15 protein-coding genes are annotated in these 19430 nt (G+C 66.5%); 9 read left to right on the forward strand and 6 right to left on the reverse strand.

Annotated features, from left to right (window positions below):
* The first annotated feature begins 55 nt into the window (after positions 1-55).
* The 3 genes from F468_RS0103435 (at position 56) to F468_RS0103445 (ending at position 4454) form a co-directional block, all read left to right on the forward strand.
* A complete protein-coding gene (locus F468_RS0103435) occupies positions 56-274 on the forward strand; it encodes a hypothetical protein (protein WP_012981920.1) in 219 nt (72 codons plus the stop codon).
* A 30-nt stretch (positions 275-304) separates the two neighbouring features.
* The gene (locus F468_RS0103440; RefSeq protein WP_018138581.1) at positions 305-511 is read left to right on the forward strand and encodes a hypothetical protein; all 207 of its coding nucleotides are present in this window, start codon (positions 305-307) and stop codon (positions 509-511) included.
* Between the two features lie 163 nt (positions 512-674).
* Complete coding sequence (locus tag F468_RS0103445; RefSeq protein ID WP_018994626.1) at positions 675-4454, forward strand: PAS domain-containing protein; 3780 nt, start codon at positions 675-677, stop codon at positions 4452-4454.
* Here the strand turns inward: F468_RS0103445 and F468_RS0103450 are convergent.
* Genes F468_RS0103450 through F468_RS0103460 form a run of 3 tightly spaced genes read right to left on the reverse strand, consistent with a single transcriptional unit; the run spans position 4445 to position 7089 of the window.
* Positions 4445-5818: a nucleoside recognition domain-containing protein gene (locus F468_RS0103450; RefSeq protein WP_018138579.1), complete on the reverse strand. Its 1374-nt coding sequence runs from the start codon at positions 5816-5818 to the stop codon at positions 4445-4447. The genes F468_RS0103445 and F468_RS0103450 overlap by 10 nt on opposite strands.
* Before the next feature lie 28 nt (positions 5819-5846).
* Positions 5847-6701 carry an SDR family oxidoreductase gene (locus tag F468_RS0103455; RefSeq protein ID WP_018994627.1) on the reverse strand — a complete coding sequence of 285 codons (855 nt, stop codon included), beginning with the start codon at positions 6699-6701 and terminating at the stop codon, positions 5847-5849.
* A 10-nt stretch (positions 6702-6711) separates the two neighbouring features.
* On the reverse strand, positions 6712-7089 hold the full coding sequence (locus F468_RS0103460; protein ID WP_018138577.1) for a DsrE family protein: 378 nt from the start codon (positions 7087-7089) through the stop codon (positions 6712-6714).
* A gap of 181 nt (positions 7090-7270) precedes the next feature.
* On the opposite strand from F468_RS0103460, the gene F468_RS0103465 reads away from it, so the two are divergent.
* From F468_RS0103465 to F468_RS0103480, 4 genes are all read left to right on the forward strand, one after another.
* Positions 7271-7549, forward strand: coding sequence for an FmdB family zinc ribbon protein (locus F468_RS0103465; protein WP_018994628.1), 279 nt, complete (start codon positions 7271-7273; stop codon positions 7547-7549).
* 3 nt (positions 7550-7552) lie between these two features.
* The gene (locus F468_RS0103470) at positions 7553-8203 is read left to right on the forward strand and encodes a DUF502 domain-containing protein (RefSeq protein ID WP_018138575.1); all 651 of its coding nucleotides are present in this window, start codon (positions 7553-7555) and stop codon (positions 8201-8203) included.
* Positions 8204-8303: 100 nt separating this feature from the next.
* Positions 8304-10088, forward strand: coding sequence for an aspartate--tRNA ligase (gene aspS / locus F468_RS0103475; RefSeq protein WP_018138574.1), 1785 nt, complete (start codon positions 8304-8306; stop codon positions 10086-10088).
* Between the two features lie 21 nt (positions 10089-10109).
* Positions 10110-10739 (forward strand): triacylglycerol lipase, encoded by a 630-nt coding sequence (locus F468_RS0103480; RefSeq protein ID WP_018993758.1) that lies wholly within the window; start codon positions 10110-10112, stop codon positions 10737-10739.
* A 22-nt stretch (positions 10740-10761) separates the two neighbouring features.
* Here F468_RS0103480 and F468_RS0103485 read toward each other — a convergent pair whose 3' ends face one another.
* The 3 genes from F468_RS0103485 to F468_RS0103495 all read right to left on the reverse strand — a co-directional run bounded on the left by F468_RS0103485 (position 10762) and on the right by F468_RS0103495 (position 15651).
* Positions 10762-11844 (reverse strand): DUF3524 domain-containing protein, encoded by a 1083-nt coding sequence (locus tag F468_RS0103485; protein ID WP_018994629.1) that lies wholly within the window; start codon positions 11842-11844, stop codon positions 10762-10764.
* Positions 11845-11846: 2 nt separating this feature from the next.
* Positions 11847-15065 carry an EAL domain-containing protein gene (locus tag F468_RS0103490; protein ID WP_018994630.1) on the reverse strand — a complete coding sequence of 1073 codons (3219 nt, stop codon included), beginning with the start codon at positions 15063-15065 and terminating at the stop codon, positions 11847-11849.
* Between the two features lie 262 nt (positions 15066-15327).
* On the reverse strand, positions 15328-15651 hold the full coding sequence (locus tag F468_RS0103495) for a high-potential iron-sulfur protein (protein ID WP_018138570.1): 324 nt from the start codon (positions 15649-15651) through the stop codon (positions 15328-15330).
* Between the two features lie 327 nt (positions 15652-15978).
* On the opposite strand from F468_RS0103495, the gene F468_RS0103500 reads away from it, so the two are divergent.
* On the forward strand, positions 15979-16530 hold the full coding sequence (locus F468_RS0103500; RefSeq protein ID WP_038038639.1) for an outer membrane beta-barrel protein: 552 nt from the start codon (positions 15979-15981) through the stop codon (positions 16528-16530).
* A gap of 130 nt (positions 16531-16660) precedes the next feature.
* Positions 16661-19411, forward strand: a complete 2751-nt coding sequence (locus F468_RS0103505) for a cation-transporting P-type ATPase (protein WP_018994631.1) — start codon at positions 16661-16663, stop codon at positions 19409-19411.
* The last annotated feature ends 19 nt before the right edge of the window (positions 19412-19430 follow it).

A 19430-nucleotide genomic window follows, 5' to 3' on the forward strand; every position in this document is an offset into this window, starting at 1 on the left:
GCTGCGGGCGCGCGAGCCGCTACAATCCCGGCTTTGACCGAACTGGAGTGACCCGATGGATGTCGAGATGGGAGAAGAGGGCCTGAACGTCCTCGGGATCAGCCGCGAGCAATGCGCAACGCTGGTCGAGGTGCTGAAGGCCAGTGAGGACCAGCGCTTCATGGACGATCCGGAGCTGCGCAAGCTGTTCAAGCTGCTGGCCGTGCTGCAGAGCGACCTGTGGGACGACATGACCGCCGGGCAGTTCGACTTCGCCCCCTACAAGAAGCAGTAATCGCCTGCCGCGCAGGCCCGGAGCCCCCCGATGCCCGAAAACGGATCCCGCCGTCCCTCGAACTTCGTAATCGGCAATATCTTCCTCGGCGCGGCCGCGCTGATGCTGTTTTTCTTCGTCACCCTGTGGGAGATCCTGGGCGTGGTGGCCCTGGTCCTGTGGATGGCACTGGCGGCCATCGGGGTCTACTTCATCGTGAAGGACAAGGACATCAATCCCGGCGGCCCGCCCAATTAGGGAAACACTGATTTCAGTGTTTCCCAACGGGAGCCTGCTTCCCTGGGAAGATGACCGCCATGCCCGTCCGTTTCGGGACGGGATGTGATTCGGCCGGTGGCTGTGCCCGGCGTCCGACCTCCCGTCAACCGGGTATGCGACCCGACCACCGAGGACAGCCGCCATGAACCTGCGTGAGCAGCACCCTACCGGCGCGCGCCTGCAGGCCGAGTTTTTGCAATCCCTTCCGGAACACGTCACCCGCCTGCGCGAACTTGCCCGGAACCTGGAGAATGCCGCTTCACCGGCCCAGGCACGCGAAGTGCTGCAGCAGCGGGTTAGCGATCTCCGGCATTCGGCGGAGGTCTTCGGGATTCCGGTGGTCGGGGCGGCAGCGGCGACCCTGGCCGACGCGCTGGAGGCCTCCACCGGACAATCGGGCCTGGTCGAACAGGATCGATGGGACAGGGCCCTGGACCAGCTCGTGGCAATCGCCGCCCAGCATGTCAGGGGCGATGCCGCCGCCATTGTCAGCCGTGTGCAGCCCTTGTCCGGCGCCCGCGCTGATGGGCGGGTGCTAGTGGTCGCGGACGATGAGGCCCTGGCGCGCGAGATCGTCCTGATGCTCGAGGATCACGGGTTCCGGACCGACCGGATCCCGGTCGGTGGTCGCCGGGCCCCGCAGGCCCCCGACGACGACCCCTATACCGCAGTCGTTATCTGTGCCGGTGTGGTGGTGCCCGGCACCGTTATCACGAGTGGCTTTGCCGAGCGCCTGCCGCCGGGGCATGCGCGCCTGCCGGTGCTGGCGGTGGCGCGGGAATGGAACCCCGGCGCACGGCTGGATGCCGTGCGTCAGGGGGTGGCCCGCTGTCTGGACTACCCGCTCGATGGAGACACCCTGATCGAGCAGTTGGTGCAGATCGGAGGTGTCGTTGCCGATAACGACTACCGGGTCCTCTTCATCGCCGGCGACGAGCAGGATGGCGTGGAGCGCGCCCTGCTCGAGGTCGGCTATCGTGTGGAGCGGGCGGAAGAACCGGATCGCCTGGTGGAGGTCATGGATGCGCTCGATCCCGAGGTGGCGATCCTCGATGCCGAATCCCTGGACTGCTCGGCGCACGAGGTGGCGGCGGTTCTGCGGACCCGGCAGCGCGGGGGCTGCATTCCATTGCTGATCCTGACGGCCGACGCCTCACGGATCAATGGCCTGATGAATCTTCATCCGGGCGTTTGTGGTGTGTTCCTGAAGCCACTGGAGGCCAGTCGGGTGGTGGCGGCGGTAGCGAACCGGGCGCGGCAGCTGCGCGAGTTGGACAGCGTCAGCCGCTCCTACCGCGAAACGCTCTACGAGCGTGAACGGGAGCATCTCGCGGTCAACGAGCATGCCCTGGTCAGCATCGCCGATGCCCGGGGCGACATCATCTATGCCAACAGGCGATTCGCCGAGGTCAGTGGATATACGGTCGAGGAACTGCTCGGGCGCAACCATCGGGTGGTGAAATCGGGGCAGCATCCGGCGCACTTCTATAGCCGCATGTGGGAGACCATCGTGGCGGGCCAGGTCTGGCAGGGCGAGATCTGCAATCGGGCGCGCGACGGTTCGCTGTACTGGGTCGACACCACGATCGTGCCGTACATGGATGCCGACGGCGTGCCCTACCAGTTCGTGTCCGTCCGCACCGAGATCACCACGGTCAAGCGGCAGGAGCAGCGCCTGCGCTCGAGCCAGATTTTCGCCAACATGGGCACCTGGGAATGGACGCCCGACCAGGAGCGCCTCGAATGGTCCGAGCGGATTCCACCGTTGCTGGGTTACCGGGACGCTGCGGTCGAACCGACGGTTACCAATTTCATGCACGCCGTCCATCCGGAGGATCGCGATCGGGTGCGAAAGGCCATCTCGAGCAGCTTGCGTCGGGGCGCCCACTTCGAGTTGGAGCACCGGGTGGTGTGGCCCGACGGCTCCGAACACTGGCTGCTGCAACGGGGCGACGCCGTTCGGGACGCCGATGGCAGCGTGCTGTACATGCTGGGCGTGATGCAGGACATCACCAAACGCAAGCACTCTGAGCTGGCGCTGTCGGAGCTGTCGACACGGTTGCTGGAGGCACAGCGACTGGCCCGGCTCGGTCACTGGGAATACGAAGTGCGCAGCGACCGACTGACCTGGTCAAAGGTGATTTACGAGATGTTCCAGATGATCGCCGGGAACGGCCATCTCGCCCGGGATGACTATCAACGCCTAGTGCATCCGGACGACCGCGAGCGGGTGCAGGCATTCGAGGCCGGTCTGGCCGACTCCGGACACGGCGAGATCACCCATCGCGTGCAGCTCCCGGACGGCATGGTCCGCTACGTTCATCAGATCGCTACGGCTACGTTCGACGACGGCGGTGAGGTGGTCCGCCTCTCGGGCACGCTCCAGGATCTGACCGAATTGCACGAGGCTCAGGATCGGCTGACCCTGTTCGGGCGAATCATCGAATCAGCCGAACAGGGCGTTGCGGTGGTGGACCGGGAAGGTTGTTTCGTGTACGTCAATCCGGCAGCGCTGGATCTGGTCGGTTATCGCCTGGATGAGATGGTCGGCCGCAGCTTCCGCGCAATGGGCATTATCCCCGAGGAGGCGCGCGAGGAGGCTCAGGAGATCGATCGGGTGCTGGCGGAGGGCGGGGTATGGACTGGGCTGCTGCCTCACCGCTGCGCCAACGGGGCCGTATTCGTCACCGCAAGCACCATCAGTGTTGTGCGCGACGAGCACGGTGATCCGCAGTATGGCTTCAATATCTTCAGTGATTACACCGATGAGTTGCGGCGGCGCGAAGAGCTGCGTCAGGCGCGTGATGCCTCAGAGCGTGCGAACCGGGCGAAGTCGGAATTCCTGTCCAGCATGAGTCACGAGCTGCGCACGCCAATGAATGCCGTTCTCGGCTTCGCCCAGTTGCTGGAGCGCGACCCCGGACTGGGCGAGCGCCAGCATTCGCATGCGACCGAGATCCGCCGCGCCGGCTCGCACCTGCTGGACCTGATCAACGAGGTCCTGGATCTGGCCCGGATCGAGGCCGGACGGCTAAGAATTGACCTGCAGCCGGTCTTCGTGGCGCCGGTGGTCACCGACTGCCTGTCCCTGACCCGTGCCCTGGTCGATGAACATGCGGTGCACTGCGAGGCCGAAGTGGCTGATGATGTGCAGGTGCAGGCGGACCCCCTGCGCCTGAAGCAGGTCCTGCTGAACCTGGTGGGCAACGCGATCAAGTACAACCGCAGCGGCGGCGAAGTCCGTGTCGGTGTCACGCCGCAGCGGGATGTCGTCGAGATCGCGGTAAGCGATAGCGGACCCGGGATCGCGCTGGAGGATCAGGCGCGGCTGTTCGAACCCTTTGAGCGGCTGCATGCCGATGGCGGTCGCGTCGAGGGTGCGGGCGTCGGACTCGCGGTCTCGAACAGCCTGGTCAAAATGATGGGGGGCGAGCTTGCGGTGGAATCGGAGCCGGGTGTCGGCAGCCGCTTCTGGTTCCGGCTGCCGCGTGCCGGGGCGGAGCCCCACGTGATGGATGACTCAACCGTCGAGTCCGGCGTGGACAAAGACCCGCATGTCCTGTTGATCGAGGCCGACCCCGAACACCTCGCGAGGCTCCAGACCATGTTCGAGGGGCAGGTGGGGCTGCAGCCGTTGTGCGCGACCTCGGCGGTGGAGGGTCTGGACCTGGCGCTGCGCCATGTGCCGGCCCTGGTGGTGCTGGCACTGGACCTGCCGGTGATGGATGGCTTCCAGGTCCTGCGCGCGCTGCAGGCGGACCCCGCGCTGGCGCCAATCCCTGTAGTTGCGGTCGGGGGGGGCGAGGATTCAGAGAGGACTGAACGCGCCCGCCATGCACCCTTCCGGCGCGTGCTGACCCGGCCGGTGTCGGCGGACGATCTGGCCGCGTTGCTGGACGATCTCGCGATCTGTCAGAGGTAGAGGAAGCCGACGATCGCGACCGCCGCGATCACGGCCACCGCATCGGCGCTCAGCGCCGCGGCCAGGGTGTGGCGTACGCGCTTGACGCCGATCGCGCCGAAGTACACGGCGAGCACGTAGAAGGTCGTCTCGGTCGAGCCCTGCAGGGTGGAGACCAGGATGCCGACATGGGTGTCCGGGCCGGTGGCCGGGTCCTGCATGATGCCGGCCATGATGCCGTAGGCGCCGGAGCCGGACAGCGGACGCAGCAGGGCCATCGGCAGGGCCTCGGCCGGCAGGCCGAACGGGGTCGTCAGTGGCCCGACCAGCCCGACGAACATGCCCAGCGCACCACTCTCGCGCAGCATCCCCACCGCGACCAGGATCGCCACCAGATAGGGGATGATGCGCAGGGCCACGTTGAAGCCCTCCTTGGCCCCCTCGACGAAGACCTCGTAGACCGGCACCCCGCGGATCACCCCGTAGGACAGGAACCCCACCACCAGCCCGGGGATGATCCAGGGGGCGATTGCCTGGCCGTACACGATCGTCAGCGGGATGATCGCCAGCACCCCCAGCAGGACCAGGATCGAGACCCAGGCCGGGTAGCCCTCGGTGGGGACCTCGATGTTCATCGGCTGCTGATCGGGCTGGGCGCTGTCCTGCTCGCGATTCTCGGCCTTCGCCGGTTCGGTGCTGTCCTGGCTCGCTTCCCGGATCGTGTCTTCCAGTTCGTCGGAGCCGGCGGAGGCATCCGCGTCGATCGAGCGGGTGGGGGCCGGGCTGCGGAAATAGCGCTGCAGGATCAGGGCGCTGGTGATGCCGGCGATGGTCGCGAACAGCGTGGCGAACAGCGTGGTCGGCAGGATCGCCGCCGGGGCCTCGGAGCCGAGCGAGGCACGCAGCGCGATCACCCCGGTGGGCAGCAGCGTAATGCTGGAGGTGTTGATTGCCAGGAACAGCGCCATCGCATTGGTCGCGGTGCCCGGGTGCGGATTCAGCTTCTCCAGCTCCTGCATCGCGCGGATGCCGAACGGGGTCGCGGCGTTGCCCAGCCCCAGGATGTTGGCGGAGAAGTTCAGGATCATCGCGCCCATCGCCGGGTGCTCCGGCGGGACCGACGGAAACAGGCGGGTCATCAGCGGGCGCAGCAGGCGGGCGAGCACGGTCAGCAGGCCGCCGGCCTCGGCGATCTTCATCAGCCCGAGGAACAGCGCCATGACCCCGACCAGCCCCAGCGCCAGTTCGACCGCCGAGCCGGCGGCATCGATCGCGCCCTCGGACAGGGCCTGCATCGGCTGTTCGTCGGGGTCGGTGGACTGGAACTCGCGGATCGCGGCCGTAGCCACGGCGATCACGATCAGCGCGAGAAAGATCAGATTCATGCGGCGCCCGCCCCTGGCCGCGCGCGCATCAGCGGTTCTCCCCGCGCGATACCCCGCGCAGCACGGCGTCCATCGCGCGCGCCGGCAGCAGCCACTTCAGGAGGGCGAACAACTTGGTCGGGAAGGTGATGCGGTAGCGCACCCGCGGGCGGCGGGCCTCCAGGGCATGCATCACGCAGCGGGTGACGGCCTCCGGGCCGAGGGTGAACGGGGCATCGGACTCGGCATTGGCCATGCGCGCCTCGGCCGCGCGGTAGGTCTCGGCCCAGGGGCTGTGCTCGCGGTGGATGTGGCGGCGGAAGGCCTTCAGGGCGTTGGCGCGGAAGGCACTGCGGATCGGGCCGGGCTCGACCAGGCTCACATGGATGCCCGTGCCGTGCAGCTCCTGGCGCAGGGTGTCGCTCATGCCCTCGATCGCGAACTTGGACGTCACATAGGCCCCGCGCAGGCGCAGGGCGGCAAAGCCCAGCACCGAGGAGTTCTGGATGATTCGTCCCTCCCCGGCACGGCGCATCGCGGGCAGTACCGCATTGGTCAGCTCCAGCCAGCCGAGTACGTTGGTCTCGAGCTGGGCGCGCAGGGTGGCGCGCGAGAGGTCCTCCACCGCGCCGGGCTGGCCATAGGCGCCGTTGTTGAACAGGCCGTAGAGATGCCCGTCGGTGCGGTGCAGGATCTCGGTGACCGCGCTGTGGATGCTGGCGGAGTCGTCCAGATCCAGCTGCAGGGCCTCGAAGCCCTCCTTCTTCAGGCGCGCAACATCCTCGCCGCGACGGGCGGTAGGGAACACGCGGTAGCCGCGCTCGCGCAGCGCACGGGCGGCGTGCAGCCCGATCCCGCTGGAGCAGCCGGTAATCAGGACGGCACGGGGCCAGGACTCGCTCACCGGTCGCGGCTCAGTAGGTCAGGGTGGCCACATCGTCCTCGACCACCTCGCCGATAAAGGCGCCTCCGCCGCGCATGCCGTCCAGTTCGGGGATCGCGTTGTCCAGGGTCAGGCCGTTCTCGTCCATCGCCCCGGCGCAGGCGTAGAAGCGGCAGCCGGCCTCGTGGGCATCCTGCATGAAGCTGTAGACCGATTTCTCCTTCGCCTCGCCGGGGTAGATCTTGTCCGCCACGCCCTGGCGCAACAGGCGCGTGGTGCCGGCGGCGAAGTACATCTCGACTTCCAGATCCATCGCGGCGGCGACGGTCGCCTGGAAGAACGGGGCCCCCAGCGTGCCGGGGCGGTCCAGGTCCAGGTTCAGCAGCATGATCACGATCTTTTCGGCCATGACGGGTCCTTGCGGGCAGTACGTTCGGGTATGGGGCGAATGATCGGCGCTGCGGCCTCGCGGCGCAAACACGGATTGCCACCGGGGAAAGCCTTTTATTCCCGGGAAACGCCCGCATAATACGCCTCGAACCGTTTTGTTGCGGCCGTTGTCGCGGACGCGAAGCCTGAGGAATACACGCATGCCCATTTACGAGTATCAGTGCAAGGACTGTGGCGAGATTTCCGAGATCCTGCAGAAGATCTCCGATCCGCCGGCCACCACCTGTCCCGAATGTGGCGCCGAGGCCCTGACCAAGCAGGTCTCCGCTGCCGGCTTTCGCCTGGCGGGGGGCGGCTGGTACGAGACTGACTTCAAGAAAGACGGCAAGCGCAATCTGAAGGATGGCGGTGGTGCTGGCAGCGGTTCCGGCAAGAGCGATTCCACGGCGACCTCGAAAGCGGCAGCGACCGGAACCTGATCGATGCTGGTCTCCCTGCGCCGCTACCTGATTGCAGGGCTGCTGGTCTGGCTGCCGCTGATCGTCACCGGCTTCGTTATCAAGCTGCTGGTCGATCTGCTGGACTTCACCATTCTCCTCCTGCCGCCGGCCTGGCGGCCGGAGGCCTTGCTTGGCTTTTCGATCCCCGGTGCCGGGATCGTGGTCGCGATCGTGGTTGTGTTCGTCACCGGCGTGATTGTGGCCAATATTGTCGGGCGCAAGCTGGTCTCGGTGGGCGAATCCATCGTGCACCGCATCCCGCTGGTCAGCTCGATCTACGGGGCGGTGAAGAAGGTCACCGAGACGGTGCTGACCGATGGTGGCCAGGCCTTTCGCAAGGTCGTGATGATCGAGTACCCGCGTCGCGGGCTGTGGTCGGTCGGTTTCATGACCGGCGTTGGTTACGGCGAGGTGCAGGAGCGTACCGAGCGCGAGGTGATTACCGTGTTCGTCCCCACCACCCCCAACCCTACCTCCGGCTTTGTGCTGCTGGTTCCGCGTGACGAGGCGGTCGAGCTCGACATGACGGTGGAGGACGGGCTCAAGTTCGTGATGTCCATGGGCGTGGTCACGCCGCTGTCGAGCCCGTCCGAGGCCCCGGCTCCGGTTGCGCGAGAGCAGGGCAAATCGTAAGATTTCCGGCCTTTTCGCGGGCGCAGGCGCGACGTTTGCCCCGTTTTCCCGACTAACCGTGCAGGCCCTTTCGGGCGTGCCCTTCGGCTGGAACAGCGTAATGCGAACTCATCTGTGTGGACGTGTCACCGAGAACGAACTCGACTCGGAGGTGACCCTTTGCGGCTGGGTGAATCGCCGGCGTGACCACGGGGGCGTGATATTCGTCGACCTGCGCGACCACACGGGGCGGGTGCAGGTGGTGTTCGACCCCGACCGCGAGGACGTCTTCGCCCGCGCCGAGCAGCTGCGTAGCGAGTTCGTGATCCGCATGACCGGCCGCGTGCGCCGCCGCCCCGAGGGCACCGAGAACCCCGACCTGTCCACCGGCGCGGTGGAGATCCTGGGTCTGGAGCTCGAGGTCCTGAACGCCGCGAAGACCCCGCCGTTCCCGCTGGACGACGAGGACGTCGGCGAGGACACCCGCCTGCGCTATCGCTACGTGGACCTGCGCCGCCCGGTTATGCAGGAGCGCCTGCGCCTGCGTGCGAAGGTCTCCGCGGCCATGCGCCGCTTCCTCGAGGAGCGCGACTTCCTCGACCTCGAAACCCCGATGCTGACCAAGGCCACGCCGGAGGGCGCACGCGACTACCTGGTGCCCAGCCGTACGCATCCGGGCAGCTTCTTTGCCCTGCCGCAGTCGCCGCAGCTGTTCAAGCAGCTGCTGATGATGTCCGGCATGGACCGCTACTACCAGATCACCCGCTGCTTCCGCGACGAGGACCTGCGCGCCGATCGCCAGCCGGAGTTCACCCAGCTGGATATGGAGATGGCCTTTGTCGACGAGGCCGACGTGATGGACGTGACCGAGGGCCTGATCCGCCACCTGTTCCGCGAGGTGCAGGGTGTCGAGTTGCCCGATCCGTTCCCGCGCATGGCCTACGCCGAGGCGATGGCCCGCTTCGGGTCGGACAAGCCCGATCTGCGCATCCCGCTGGAGTTCACCGAGCTGACCGAGGTGATGCAGGCGGTGGAGTTCAAGGTGTTCAACGGCCCGGCGAACGACCCCGAGGGCCGCGTGGCCGCGCTGCGCGTGCCGGGCGGGGCGAAACTGACGCGCAAGGAGATTGACGTCTACACCGAGTACGTCGGTCGCTACGGCGCGAAGGGCCTGGCCTACATCAAGGTCAACGACCCGGCGGACCTCGAGGGCGGGCTGCAGTCGCCGATCCTGAAATTCCTGCCGGAGGATGTGACCCGGCAGATCCTGGAGAAGACCGCGGCCGCCGCCGGCGACCTGATCTTCTTCGGTGCGGACAAGGCCTCGGTGGTCAACGAGGCGATCGGCGCGCTGCGTGTGAAGCTCGGCCACGACCTCGAGCTGGTCGAGGCGGGCTGGCAGCCGCTGTGGGTGGTCGACTTCCCGATGTTCGAGTACGACGACGAGGACAAGCGCCTGTACGCCCTGCATCACCCGTTCACCGCCCCGGCGGTGGACAGCCCGGACGCGCTGCGCAATAACCCGCGCGAGGCCCTGTCCCGTGCCTACGACATGGTGCTCAACGGCACCGAGGTGGGCGGTGGCTCCATCCGTATCCACAACCCCGAGATGCAGCAGGCCGCGTTTGAGGCCCTGGGCATCGGCGAGGACGAGGCGCGCGAGAAGTTCGGCTTCCTGCTGGATGCGCTGGAGTTCGGTGCCCCGCCGCACGGTGGCCTGGCCTTCGGCCTGGACCGCCTGGTGATGCTGATGAGCGGCGCCCACTCCATTCGCGACGTAATGGCCTTCCCCAAGACCCAGACGGCCGCCTGCCTGCTGACCGACGCCCCGGCGCCGGTCGGCGAGAAGCAGCTGCGCGAGCTGGGCATCCGTCTGCGCGCCAGCGCCACACAACAGGCCGGGTAGGCAACGGGCCGGTCGTTCACCATGGCCGGCATGCGCGCCAGCGTTGTTACGGTCCATGGCTGGCATATGCCGGGCCTGGAGCTGGCGCTGCTGGAACGCCGGCTGCGTGCGGCCGGGCTGGAGGTCTATCGCTTCCACTATGCCTCGCGCCGCCAGACCCCGGAACAGGCGGCGCGCGCCCTGGCCGCCTTCATTGAGGCAGTGCCCGGCGACCTGGTGCACCTTGTGGCCCACAGCCTCGGCGGCATCATCGTCCGCCATCTGTTCACCGTGGCCCCGGTCCAGCGCCCCGGTCGGATCGTGATGCTGGGTTCGCCGCTGGCGGGCAGCCGGGTGGCCGCGCGCCTGGCACGCAACCGGCTTGGCCGCTGGTGGTTGGGGGCCGCGCTGGACCGCGGTCTGTTGGGGGGCAGCCCCGTCTTGCGCGGACGCGAAATCGGGATGATCGCCGGCAGCCGCCCACTGGGTCCGGCACCGCTGTTCGCGCAGATGCCGCCCCCGCATGACGGTTTCGTCGCCGTCGACGAGACACGCGGCCCGGATGTCACGCGCCACCTGACACTGCCGATCTCGCATACGGGGATGCTGTTCGATGCCACGGTGGCCCGCGAGACCCTGCACTTCCTCGATCGCGGCGACTTCCTTCCCTGAGCGGCCCCGTTCAGCGTTTCCCTCAGGCGGCGCCTCGCCGGGTCTCCAGCAGGTCTTCGATCTGACGCCGCCATTGCGGTTCCACCCTCTTGCTGTGCCACTGGCCGATATCGGGGACGGGCGGTCGCGCGCCGGTCAGCCATGCGCCGAGACGCGTGGCCAGTGCTTGGGTATCACCGGCGGGGTAACGGCAGGTGGCCGGGTATTGCTCGGGGTATACCAGGGCATCCGGCACCAGTGGCAGTACGCCCGCGCGGGTGGCCTCCAGCAGCGAAAGACCCTGGAACTCGTGGCGGGCAGTGCTGACCACGATCCCCGCCCGGCACAGCCAGTATTCGTATTCCTCGCGCGAGCACTTGGCGTCCACGATGATGCGGTCAGCCAGATGCGTGCGGAGTCGTGTGAGGGCGTCCGGAATCCTGGCGGGCCGAGGGCCGAGCAGGGCCAGTCGGAAATCGATTCCCTCACGGGCCAGTTGCAGCAAGGCTTCCGCGAAGTCGTCCGGGGCCTTGTCGTACTCCCAGCGGTGATTCCACAAAATCAGGTTCGGGTCGCGCTCTGCGTGGTCGGTGGTGGTGATGGCCTGGATCGGAACGGGCAGGATCTCGCTGCGCTCGTCGAGCGTCGTGCGCAGACCCGGGGGTACCTTGTCTGGCATACGTGCAAGCAGGCGGTCGACGCCGTCGAGAAAGGTATCGCGGTTGTAGTGCGAGTTGAACGCGATGCGGTCGGCCGCCAGGGCGCCGTAGAGCTGGACCATCTGCGGATCCACCGAGGGGTTCTGGCCGGGGCTGGTCGGGTAGGCGAACTGGTTTTCGTGGAAGTAGTACAGCGCAGGTGATTGCGCGAGTGCCGGGTGCAGGCCGCGCAGTGTGGCGAGATCGACCATGGAGGTCGCAACCATGGCGTCGGGTTGGGCGTCGCCGAGGCTGCGGAGCCAGGAGAGCGGGTTGCCCCGTATGCGCCAGCGGAAGTGGCGCCCCGGTAATTCCCGGCGATCCCAGTCGAACTCGGGGAATTGCCGGGTTAGCCAGTCGGCCCAGGCGGCATGGCTGTCCGCACGGTAGGCGGACAGCAGCAGGATGTGGGGTGCCGCGGGCTGCACACCTACGGGGCCCGGTCTGGAGGGAAGTCCGGGGAGGGGCGATTCAGATGGTAGCCCTGGACCATGTCGACCCCCAGGTCGGCCAGCATCGCAAGGGTGTCGCCGTCTTCGACGCACTCGGCCACGGTCCATTTTTCCAGTCCGCGAGCGACGTCGACCATCGCGCGGATGAATGCCTGGTTGTCGCGGTTGTTCGGCAGATCTCGCACGAACATGCCGTCGATTTTGAGCACCTGTACGCCCAGGTACTTGAGGTAGGCAAAGGTGGAGAAGCCGGAGCCAAAATCGTCCAGGCAGACGAGGCAGCCGGCCTGCTGCAACGCCTCGATGAAGCGCTGGGCGTCCTGCATCTCGGAGACGGCTGCCGTTTCGGTCAGTTCGATGATCAGCCGCCGGGGATTGACACCCTGCTGGCTCAGCTCGTTGGTGATGTATTGCGGCAGCCCGGGTTCGTCGAAGCTGCGACCGGAGATGTTGATCGCGATCCCCGGGAGTTCAGGGTGGCCGGCCAGGTGCGCGATGCTCTCGCGGATCACCCATCGGTCGATATCGAGGATCTGCCCGGTCTTCTCGGCCACAGGGATGAACTGCCCCGGCATCACGACCTCGTCGGACGCCAGTGGGTCGCGCATGCGGACCAGGGCCTCCATGTGATTGAGCGCCCCGCTGTCCAACTGGTAGATCCCCTGGAAATGCAGCTCGAACTGCCCGCCCTCCAGCGCGTTGCCAATGCGCTGGCTCCAGCTCATTCGCTCGAGCATGCGTTCGGCGGTGTTGCGGCTGGCGTCGAATACCGCCCAGGTGTTTTTGCCCGAGTCCTTGGCCTGGTACATCGCGGCATCGGCATGCGCCACCAGGTCTTCGACATTGTCACCGTGCTCGGGGTAGCGCGCGATCCCGATGCTCGCGGTCAGGCGGTAGTTTTGGCCGCGGAAGCGGAACGGAATCGCGGAGATCGCGCGGGCCACGCGTTCAGCTAGCCCTTCAGGTTCCCGTTCGGATGCCTGGTCGACCAGGATCGCGAACTCGTCGCCGCCAAGGCGGGCAAAGATCTCCTCCTCGCGTACGAGGCTTGCGATCTCGCCCGCCGCGCGTACCAGGACCGTGTCCCCGGCGCGGTGGCCGAAGGTGTCGTTGATGGTCTTGAACTCATCGAGGTCGAAGTAGATCAACGCGAGCTGGGTCTCGCGGCGGCGGGCGTTGTGGATCGCATGCTCCAGCTGGCGCTGGAAGCGGTGGCGGTTGTACAGGCCCGTGAGCGGGTCGTGCTCGGCCAGATAGACCAGCTGCTGGGCGGTCTGGCGCTCGTGGGTGACGTCCTCGTACAGCCACAGCCGACCAATAGAGCGCTCGTCGGCATCGTGTACCGGATAGGACAGCTGCGTGAGGATCCGGCCGTCGTAGAGATCCACCTCGAAGCGTTCGCTGATCTCGTGGGTGTCGAGGACGTGCAGCACGTGCCTCGAGGCATGGTCGGGCCGGGCAAAGCGGTGAGTGGAATGTTCCAGCACGGCACGTGAGGGCTGGCCGACCAGGTCGATTTCGTCGGCGATCGCCCACATGCGGCGAAATGCCGGGTTCACGTACTCGATGTACCCCTCGCGATCCTCGAACAGGATGCCGATGCTCATGGCCGACAGCAGCGAGGCCATGCGTCCCTGCTCGCGCCGCGTAAGTTCCAGCAGCCGGGCCTGCTCGTCGCGCGAGGTCTCCAGGCTTTCCAGTGCCTCCAGAAGTGCTTCTTCATTGCGCCTGCGCTGGCTGATGTCGTGCACGATGGCGACATAGCGCGGGCGTTCACCCCGGGGGGCGACCAGCTGCAGGGAGATGTGTACGGGGATCAGATGGCCGGCGATGTGCTGGTGCGTGGTCTCGAACAGCAACTGGTCGCGCTCCCCTCGCCGCAGGGGTTCCAGCATGCTGCGGAAACGGGTCTCGGGGAACTCCGGTTTGATGTCGTAAGGGTGCAGTTGCAAGAGCTCGTCGCGAGTACGCCCGGTCTGGTCCATTGCGCCCTGGTTGACATAGATGAACTGCAGGCTGTCCACGTCGAACAGGAAGACGCCATCCAGCGTCAGGTCCAGCGTGCTGCGAAAGGCCTCGAGCTCCTCGCTGCGGCGTTCGAGTTCGTGGGAGGTGGTGACCAGCTCGTGGGCGTCGATCACGTGACCCTGAAGATAGATGAGCCGCCCGTGTGCGTCGTACACGCCGGTCCCGCGTTCGAAGACCCAGCGCAAAGATCCGTCCCGGTTTACCGCTCGATACTGGATCTGATAACTGCCGTCTCGCTTGAGCCCTTCCTGCACGCCCTCCCAGGTATAGTCGGTATCGTCCGGGTGGACCCAGGCGGCGAAGGTGATGTCGCCACGATAGAAGTCGCGGGCCTCGTAGCCGGTCAGCTCATGCACCCCACCGTCGACGAAGATCACGTCCCACTGCGGGTTGTTGCGGCAGCGGTAGACAAAGCCATTGACCGTGTCCAGCACCCGTAGCAGGTCGTCGCTGTGCTGCGCGCCGAGACTGCGTGCGAGGCTGATCAGCGCCAGGGTGAAGAGCATCGCGGCACCGGTGCGCAGTGACTGGATCGGGACCCCGGTTGCGGCCAGGAAATCGCCCTGCGTGGGCAGCCATGGGGGGAGGCCGAAATCAACCTGTGCCGGGAAAGGCAGAAACGCGGCATAGGCCAGGAACGCGAAGGCTGCGATCCCCAGCGCCGGGATATGCCGCTGCATCTCCGGCTGCGCCTCCGGGGGGCGAACGTGCAGCAGGAACGCGAGCCCTGTGAGGAGCGCGCCGGGTAATCCGATCAGGTAGCGGGCGCCATTGGCGAGGCCCGTTGCCGGCTCAACGACGACCAGGAGCATTGTGCTCAGGCCGATAGCGAGACCCCCGTATATCCCCCAGGCTGGCAGGTGCAGGCCGGGGCGGATATCGAGCAGCGCGCGCCGACCGAACTCCAGCAGGGGCAGATAGGAGATCGCGAGCCAGGTGGCCATGAACCAGCGATCGGACACTATGCCCAGTTCGTGATGCAGGCCGATCGCGTTGAGGAAACCATAGGTCCCGTGCAGAAGACCGAACGGCACCAGCCACCCGACATGAGCGGCGAAAGGTACAAACCGTTCGCGGCGCGGCAGCATCAGCGCCACGATGCCGAGGGTGAAGAACGCGAGCCCGTTGAGCGCGTACAGCAGCGTCAGTGGCGTGGTGTCCAGGCCCACTGGCTAGAGGTGGGCTCTGATTGGAGAACGATGTTGCTCGGGGCCGGGGCAGGCGCTCGAACGGGAGTGGGGCACGCGGAGCTCCTTAAACGGGCGGTTCATCGTCCGATAACGTCCAGAAGGCCAAAAATTTGAGGCGCTGCGGCGTAAGCGTGACCGGTTTGTGACCCAGTCCGCAAGTCGTACCGTTCAATTGCGGAGGCTATAAACGCGAACACCGCCCGGAGGCGGTGTTCGCAGGTGCCGTCAGGCGGTGTGGTGATCAGCCGCCACGGACATGGGCATCGCACCAGCCGTCGGCGTTGACCAGGACGTCCTGGAAGGCCTGGTGGTGGCAGCCACCCCAGCCGTTGTCCTCTTCGCCCGCCCAGAAGGCGCAGTTGTCGCACACGGCACCGTCTTCGTAGGCGTCGTGGCCGGATGCGTCGGACGCATCGTTCACGTAGTCATGGGCGTGACCGTCTTCGGCCTTCGGCTTGGCATAGGCAACGCCGAAGGTGGTCAGACTTGCGAGCGGGACGGCTGCCACAGCCATGGAGGCGCGGCGGAGAAAGGCTCGGCGGTTCGCGTTCGGTTGATCGGACATGGAGTGACCTCCGTAGATCATATGAATTTTTTAGCGCTTAATTTGACCCGAGGCATGGTTGAAGCATGCCGGACGGATCGCTGGATTAGAGCGAGGGAATATCCAGATGTTCCCGTGGTGGGCAACTTCTGCCTGATTCAAAGACACGCTCCGCACCCTTCGATGCATCGGGCGGCGAAAAAATTCCGTTCCCTGGTGGCCCGACCCGGTTTCTATGGACTCGGGGATCAACTAATATCAGTAGGTGCTGAAGTTCCTGCTGGCGGTGGCGGCACGACGCGCCAGCGGGGCTTCAGGTCCCCGTCAATGACTCACTGGAGGTGTCCCATGCTCAAGCTACGTACGTCCCTTGCTATGTTGGCCGCTGGTTCTCTTGCGCTGGCCGGAACGACGGTCCAGGCGCAGGAACGCGTGGGCATGGAACCCAGTATCGCCGTCATGCTCGGCTCGGTCTCGCCGGACGCGTCGGGGGCCTCGACGGACTGGGGCTATGGCATCGAGCTGGGTGCAAATTGCCAGCTGCTCCAGCCGCGCACCGGTGTCCTGCGCCACCAGCTGAGCGTTTCCCGATACTCCGAGAGCCCGCTGCGCATGACCAGCACCGAGCTGAATACCCACTGGATGTTCGAGACCGCACCGAACCTCGAGCTGGGTTTCGGTCCCGGCCTGGGCTACGTGCGTGCGGAACTGGGTGATGACACCAACGGCCTGTGGGCGGCTCAGTTCGGCGGCAGCCTGAAGTACACCATGGACAACAATATGTTTCTTGGCGTCGAGGCCCGCTATCAGTTCACGGAGAGTGATCGCTTCCGTAGCGGCCGCGGTCGCGAGGACGTCGACAATCTGCGGGTGATGGCCAAGCTGGGCGTGCATTTCTAGCCGGCCACAGGCTAGCCGACCATCGGCTGAACGGCGGGGCTGAATCAGGCCCCGCGACCTGCCCGCCGAGGCTTGCCGGTCGCGGGGTCTTGTTCGAGGATGGGGGTCCATCTCTCGGCACCGATACCGAATGGACGAATCGCAAAACGCGCAGTCTCCCAGGGACGAGACCATCGCCTGGCATGCCCTTGATCCCGATGCCGCCCTGAACGAGCGCGACAGTCGCCGCGAGGGGCTGTCCACTGACGCGGCCCGGGAACGCCTGGACCAGTACGGCAGGAACCAGCTGCGCCCGCCGGAGCAGGCGGGCCTGATCCGGCGTTTCTTTCGCCATTTCCACAACATCCTGATTTACATTCTGCTGGCCGCGGCGGCCGGTACGGCCCTGCTCGGTCACTGGGTCGACACCGGCGTGATCCTGGCCGTGGTCCTGATCAACACGCTGATCGGCTTTGTCCAGGAGGGCAAGGCGGAAAAGGCGCTGGATGCGATCCGCAAGATGCTCTCGCCGCACGCGCTGGCCCTGCGCGATGGGCACCGGCGCGAGATTCCGGCCGAGGAGCTGGTCCCGGGCGATATCGTCTATCTGCAGGCGGGCGACCGTGTGCCGGCGGACCTGCGCCTGCTCGAGGTCAAGAACCTGCGGGTCGAGGAGGCGGTGCTGACCGGGGAGTCGGTCGCGGTGGAAAAATCCCCCGAAGCCGTGGACCGCGAGGCGGACCTGGGGGACCGCACCGGCATGGCCTTTTCCGGCACGCTGGTCGCCTTCGGGCGCGGGCACGGCGTGGTGGTGGCCACCGGCGAGCACACCGAGATCGGTCGCATATCTTCGATGCTGGGCGAGGTCGAAAGCCTGCAGACGCCGCTGGTACGCCAGATGGAGCAGTTCGGCCGCTGGCTGGCCGGCGTCGTCGTGGTTATCTCCGCTGCGACGTTCGCCTTTGGCTACTGGGTGCGCAGTTACCCGCTGGACGAGATGTTCCTGGCAGCGGCCAGTCTGGCGGTCTCTTCCATCCCCGAGGGTCTGCCGGCGATCATGACCATCGCCCTGGCGATCGGCGTGCAGAAGATGGCGCGGCGCAATGCCATCATCCGTCGCCTGCCGGCGGTGGAGACGCTGGGCTCGGTCTCCACGATCTGCTCCGACAAGACCGGCACGCTGACCCGCAACGAGATGACGGTGCAGACCGTGTGCACGGCGGGCGAAGAGTACGGCGTCTCCGGCGTGGGCTATGCCCCGCACGGGCATTTCTCCGTGGGCCAGCAGGAAGTGGAGGCCGACGAGCAGCCGGCGCTGCTGGAGGTGCTGCGCGCGGGCCTTTTGTGCAACGACGCCCAGGTGTTCGAACGCGAGGGCGAGTGGGTGATGGAGGGCGACCCGACCGAGGGGGCGCTGGTGGTGGCCGCGCGCAAGGCGGGGCTCGACCCGCACCTGGAGGCGGAGCGGCTTCCACGTGCCGATGTGATCCCGTTCGAGTCCGATCATCGCTACATGGCGACCCTGCACCATGATCACGACGGGCATGCGCAGATCTTTCTGAAGGGGGCCCCGGAGCGGGTGCTGGAGCTGTGCGACCGGGTGCGTGCGGGTGAGGATACCGATGACCTTGACCGCGAAGCCTGGCACCAGGCGCTGGAAGCCATCGCGGCTCGCGGCCAGCGTCTGCTGGCCATTGCGAGCCGCGAGGTGGGGCCCGATCAGCGCGAACTGAATTTCGATCATGTCGAGCAGGGCGGGTTCGCCCTGCTCGCCCTGGTGGGGATTATCGACCCGCCGCGGGAAGAGGCAATTCAGGCCGTGGCCGAGTGCCGGGAGGCCGGTATTCGCGTGAAGATGATCACCGGGGACCACCTGGCGACCGCGCGGGCCATCGGCGAGCAACTGGGACTGGGGCGCGATGCCGAGGCGCACGCGGGACACGAGCTGGATGATGTAGACGACGAGCGCCTGGCGCAGATGGCCGAGGCCACCGATGTGTTCGCACGCACCTCGCCCGAGCACAAGCTGCGTCTGGTGCGGGCCCTGCAGGGCCGCGGCCGGATCGTCGCCATGACCGGGGATGGGGTGAACGATGCCCCGGCACTCAAGCGCGCGGATGTCGGCGTCGCGATGGGCGGCAAGGGCACGGAGGCCGCCAAGGAGGCCTCGGAGATGGTGCTCGCGGACGACAACTTTGCCTCGATCGCCCACGCGGTCGAGGAGGGGCGCACGGTCTACGACAACATCCGCAAGGCCATCCTGCACATGCTGCCGACCAACGCCGGGCAGTCGCTGACCATCATGATGGCGATCCTGATGGGGCTGGCCCTGCCGCTGACACCGGTGCAGGTACTGTGGGTGAACATGGTGACCTCGGTGACCCTGGCGATGGCGCTGGCCTTCGAACGTGCCGAGCCGGGGGTGATGCAGCGTCCGCCGCGTGACCCCGACACGCCGCTGTTGTCCGGTTTTCTGCTATGGCGTATCCCTTTTGTTGCGGTCCTGCTGTGGCTCGGGACCTTCGGACATTTCGTCTACATGGAGACGGTGGTCGGCGTAAACGAGGAGCTGGCGCGTACCATTGCGATCAATACCCTGGTGGCCGGGCAGGCCTTTTATCTCCTGAATCTGCGCCTGATCCACCAGCCGGTGCTGCCGGGATTCGAGCTGTTTCGCTCGCACAGCATGTGGATCGCGATTGGGGTCCTGATCCTGCTTCAACTGGCCTTCACCTATGCCCCGGTGATGCACACCCTGTTCGGCACGACCACGATCGGCCTGGGCGACTGGCTGCGCATCCTGGCCTTCGGCCTTGCGGTGTTCGTGATCGTGGAGCTGGAGAAACTGGTGGTGCGCCAGGTGCTGGCCCGCCGTCGAGGAATTGCCCCGACGGCGGTGTAGCCTCCAGGCCGGCCGCTGG

It is taken from the genome of Thioalkalivibrio sp. ALJ2 (assembly GCF_000378325.1).
Classification (GTDB): Bacteria; Pseudomonadota; Gammaproteobacteria; order Ectothiorhodospirales; family Ectothiorhodospiraceae; genus Thioalkalivibrio.

Coding starts and splice junctions, on each gene's coding strand:
- F468_RS0103435 (WP_012981920.1), top strand. CDS start 56: ATGGATGTCGAGATGGGAGAAGAGGGCCTGAACGTCCTCGGGATCAGC.
- F468_RS0103440 (WP_018138581.1), top strand. CDS start 305: ATGCCCGAAAACGGATCCCGCCGTCCCTCGAACTTCGTAATCGGCAAT.
- F468_RS0103445 (WP_018994626.1), top strand. CDS start 675: ATGAACCTGCGTGAGCAGCACCCTACCGGCGCGCGCCTGCAGGCCGAG.
- F468_RS0103450 (WP_018138579.1), bottom strand. CDS start 5,818: ATGAATCTGATCTTTCTCGCGCTGATCGTGATCGCCGTGGCTACGGCC.
- F468_RS0103460 (WP_018138577.1), bottom strand. CDS start 7,089: ATGGCCGAAAAGATCGTGATCATGCTGCTGAACCTGGACCTGGACCGC.
- F468_RS0103465 (WP_018994628.1), top strand. CDS start 7,271: ATGCCCATTTACGAGTATCAGTGCAAGGACTGTGGCGAGATTTCCGAG.
- F468_RS0103470 (WP_018138575.1), top strand. CDS start 7,553: ATGCTGGTCTCCCTGCGCCGCTACCTGATTGCAGGGCTGCTGGTCTGG.
- aspS (WP_018138574.1), top strand. CDS start 8,304: ATGCGAACTCATCTGTGTGGACGTGTCACCGAGAACGAACTCGACTCG.
- F468_RS0103480 (WP_018993758.1), top strand. CDS start 10,110: ATGGCCGGCATGCGCGCCAGCGTTGTTACGGTCCATGGCTGGCATATG.
- F468_RS0103495 (WP_018138570.1), bottom strand. CDS start 15,651: ATGTCCGATCAACCGAACGCGAACCGCCGAGCCTTTCTCCGCCGCGCC.
- F468_RS0103500 (WP_038038639.1), top strand. CDS start 15,979: ATGCTCAAGCTACGTACGTCCCTTGCTATGTTGGCCGCTGGTTCTCTT.
- F468_RS0103505 (WP_018994631.1), top strand. CDS start 16,661: ATGGACGAATCGCAAAACGCGCAGTCTCCCAGGGACGAGACCATCGCC.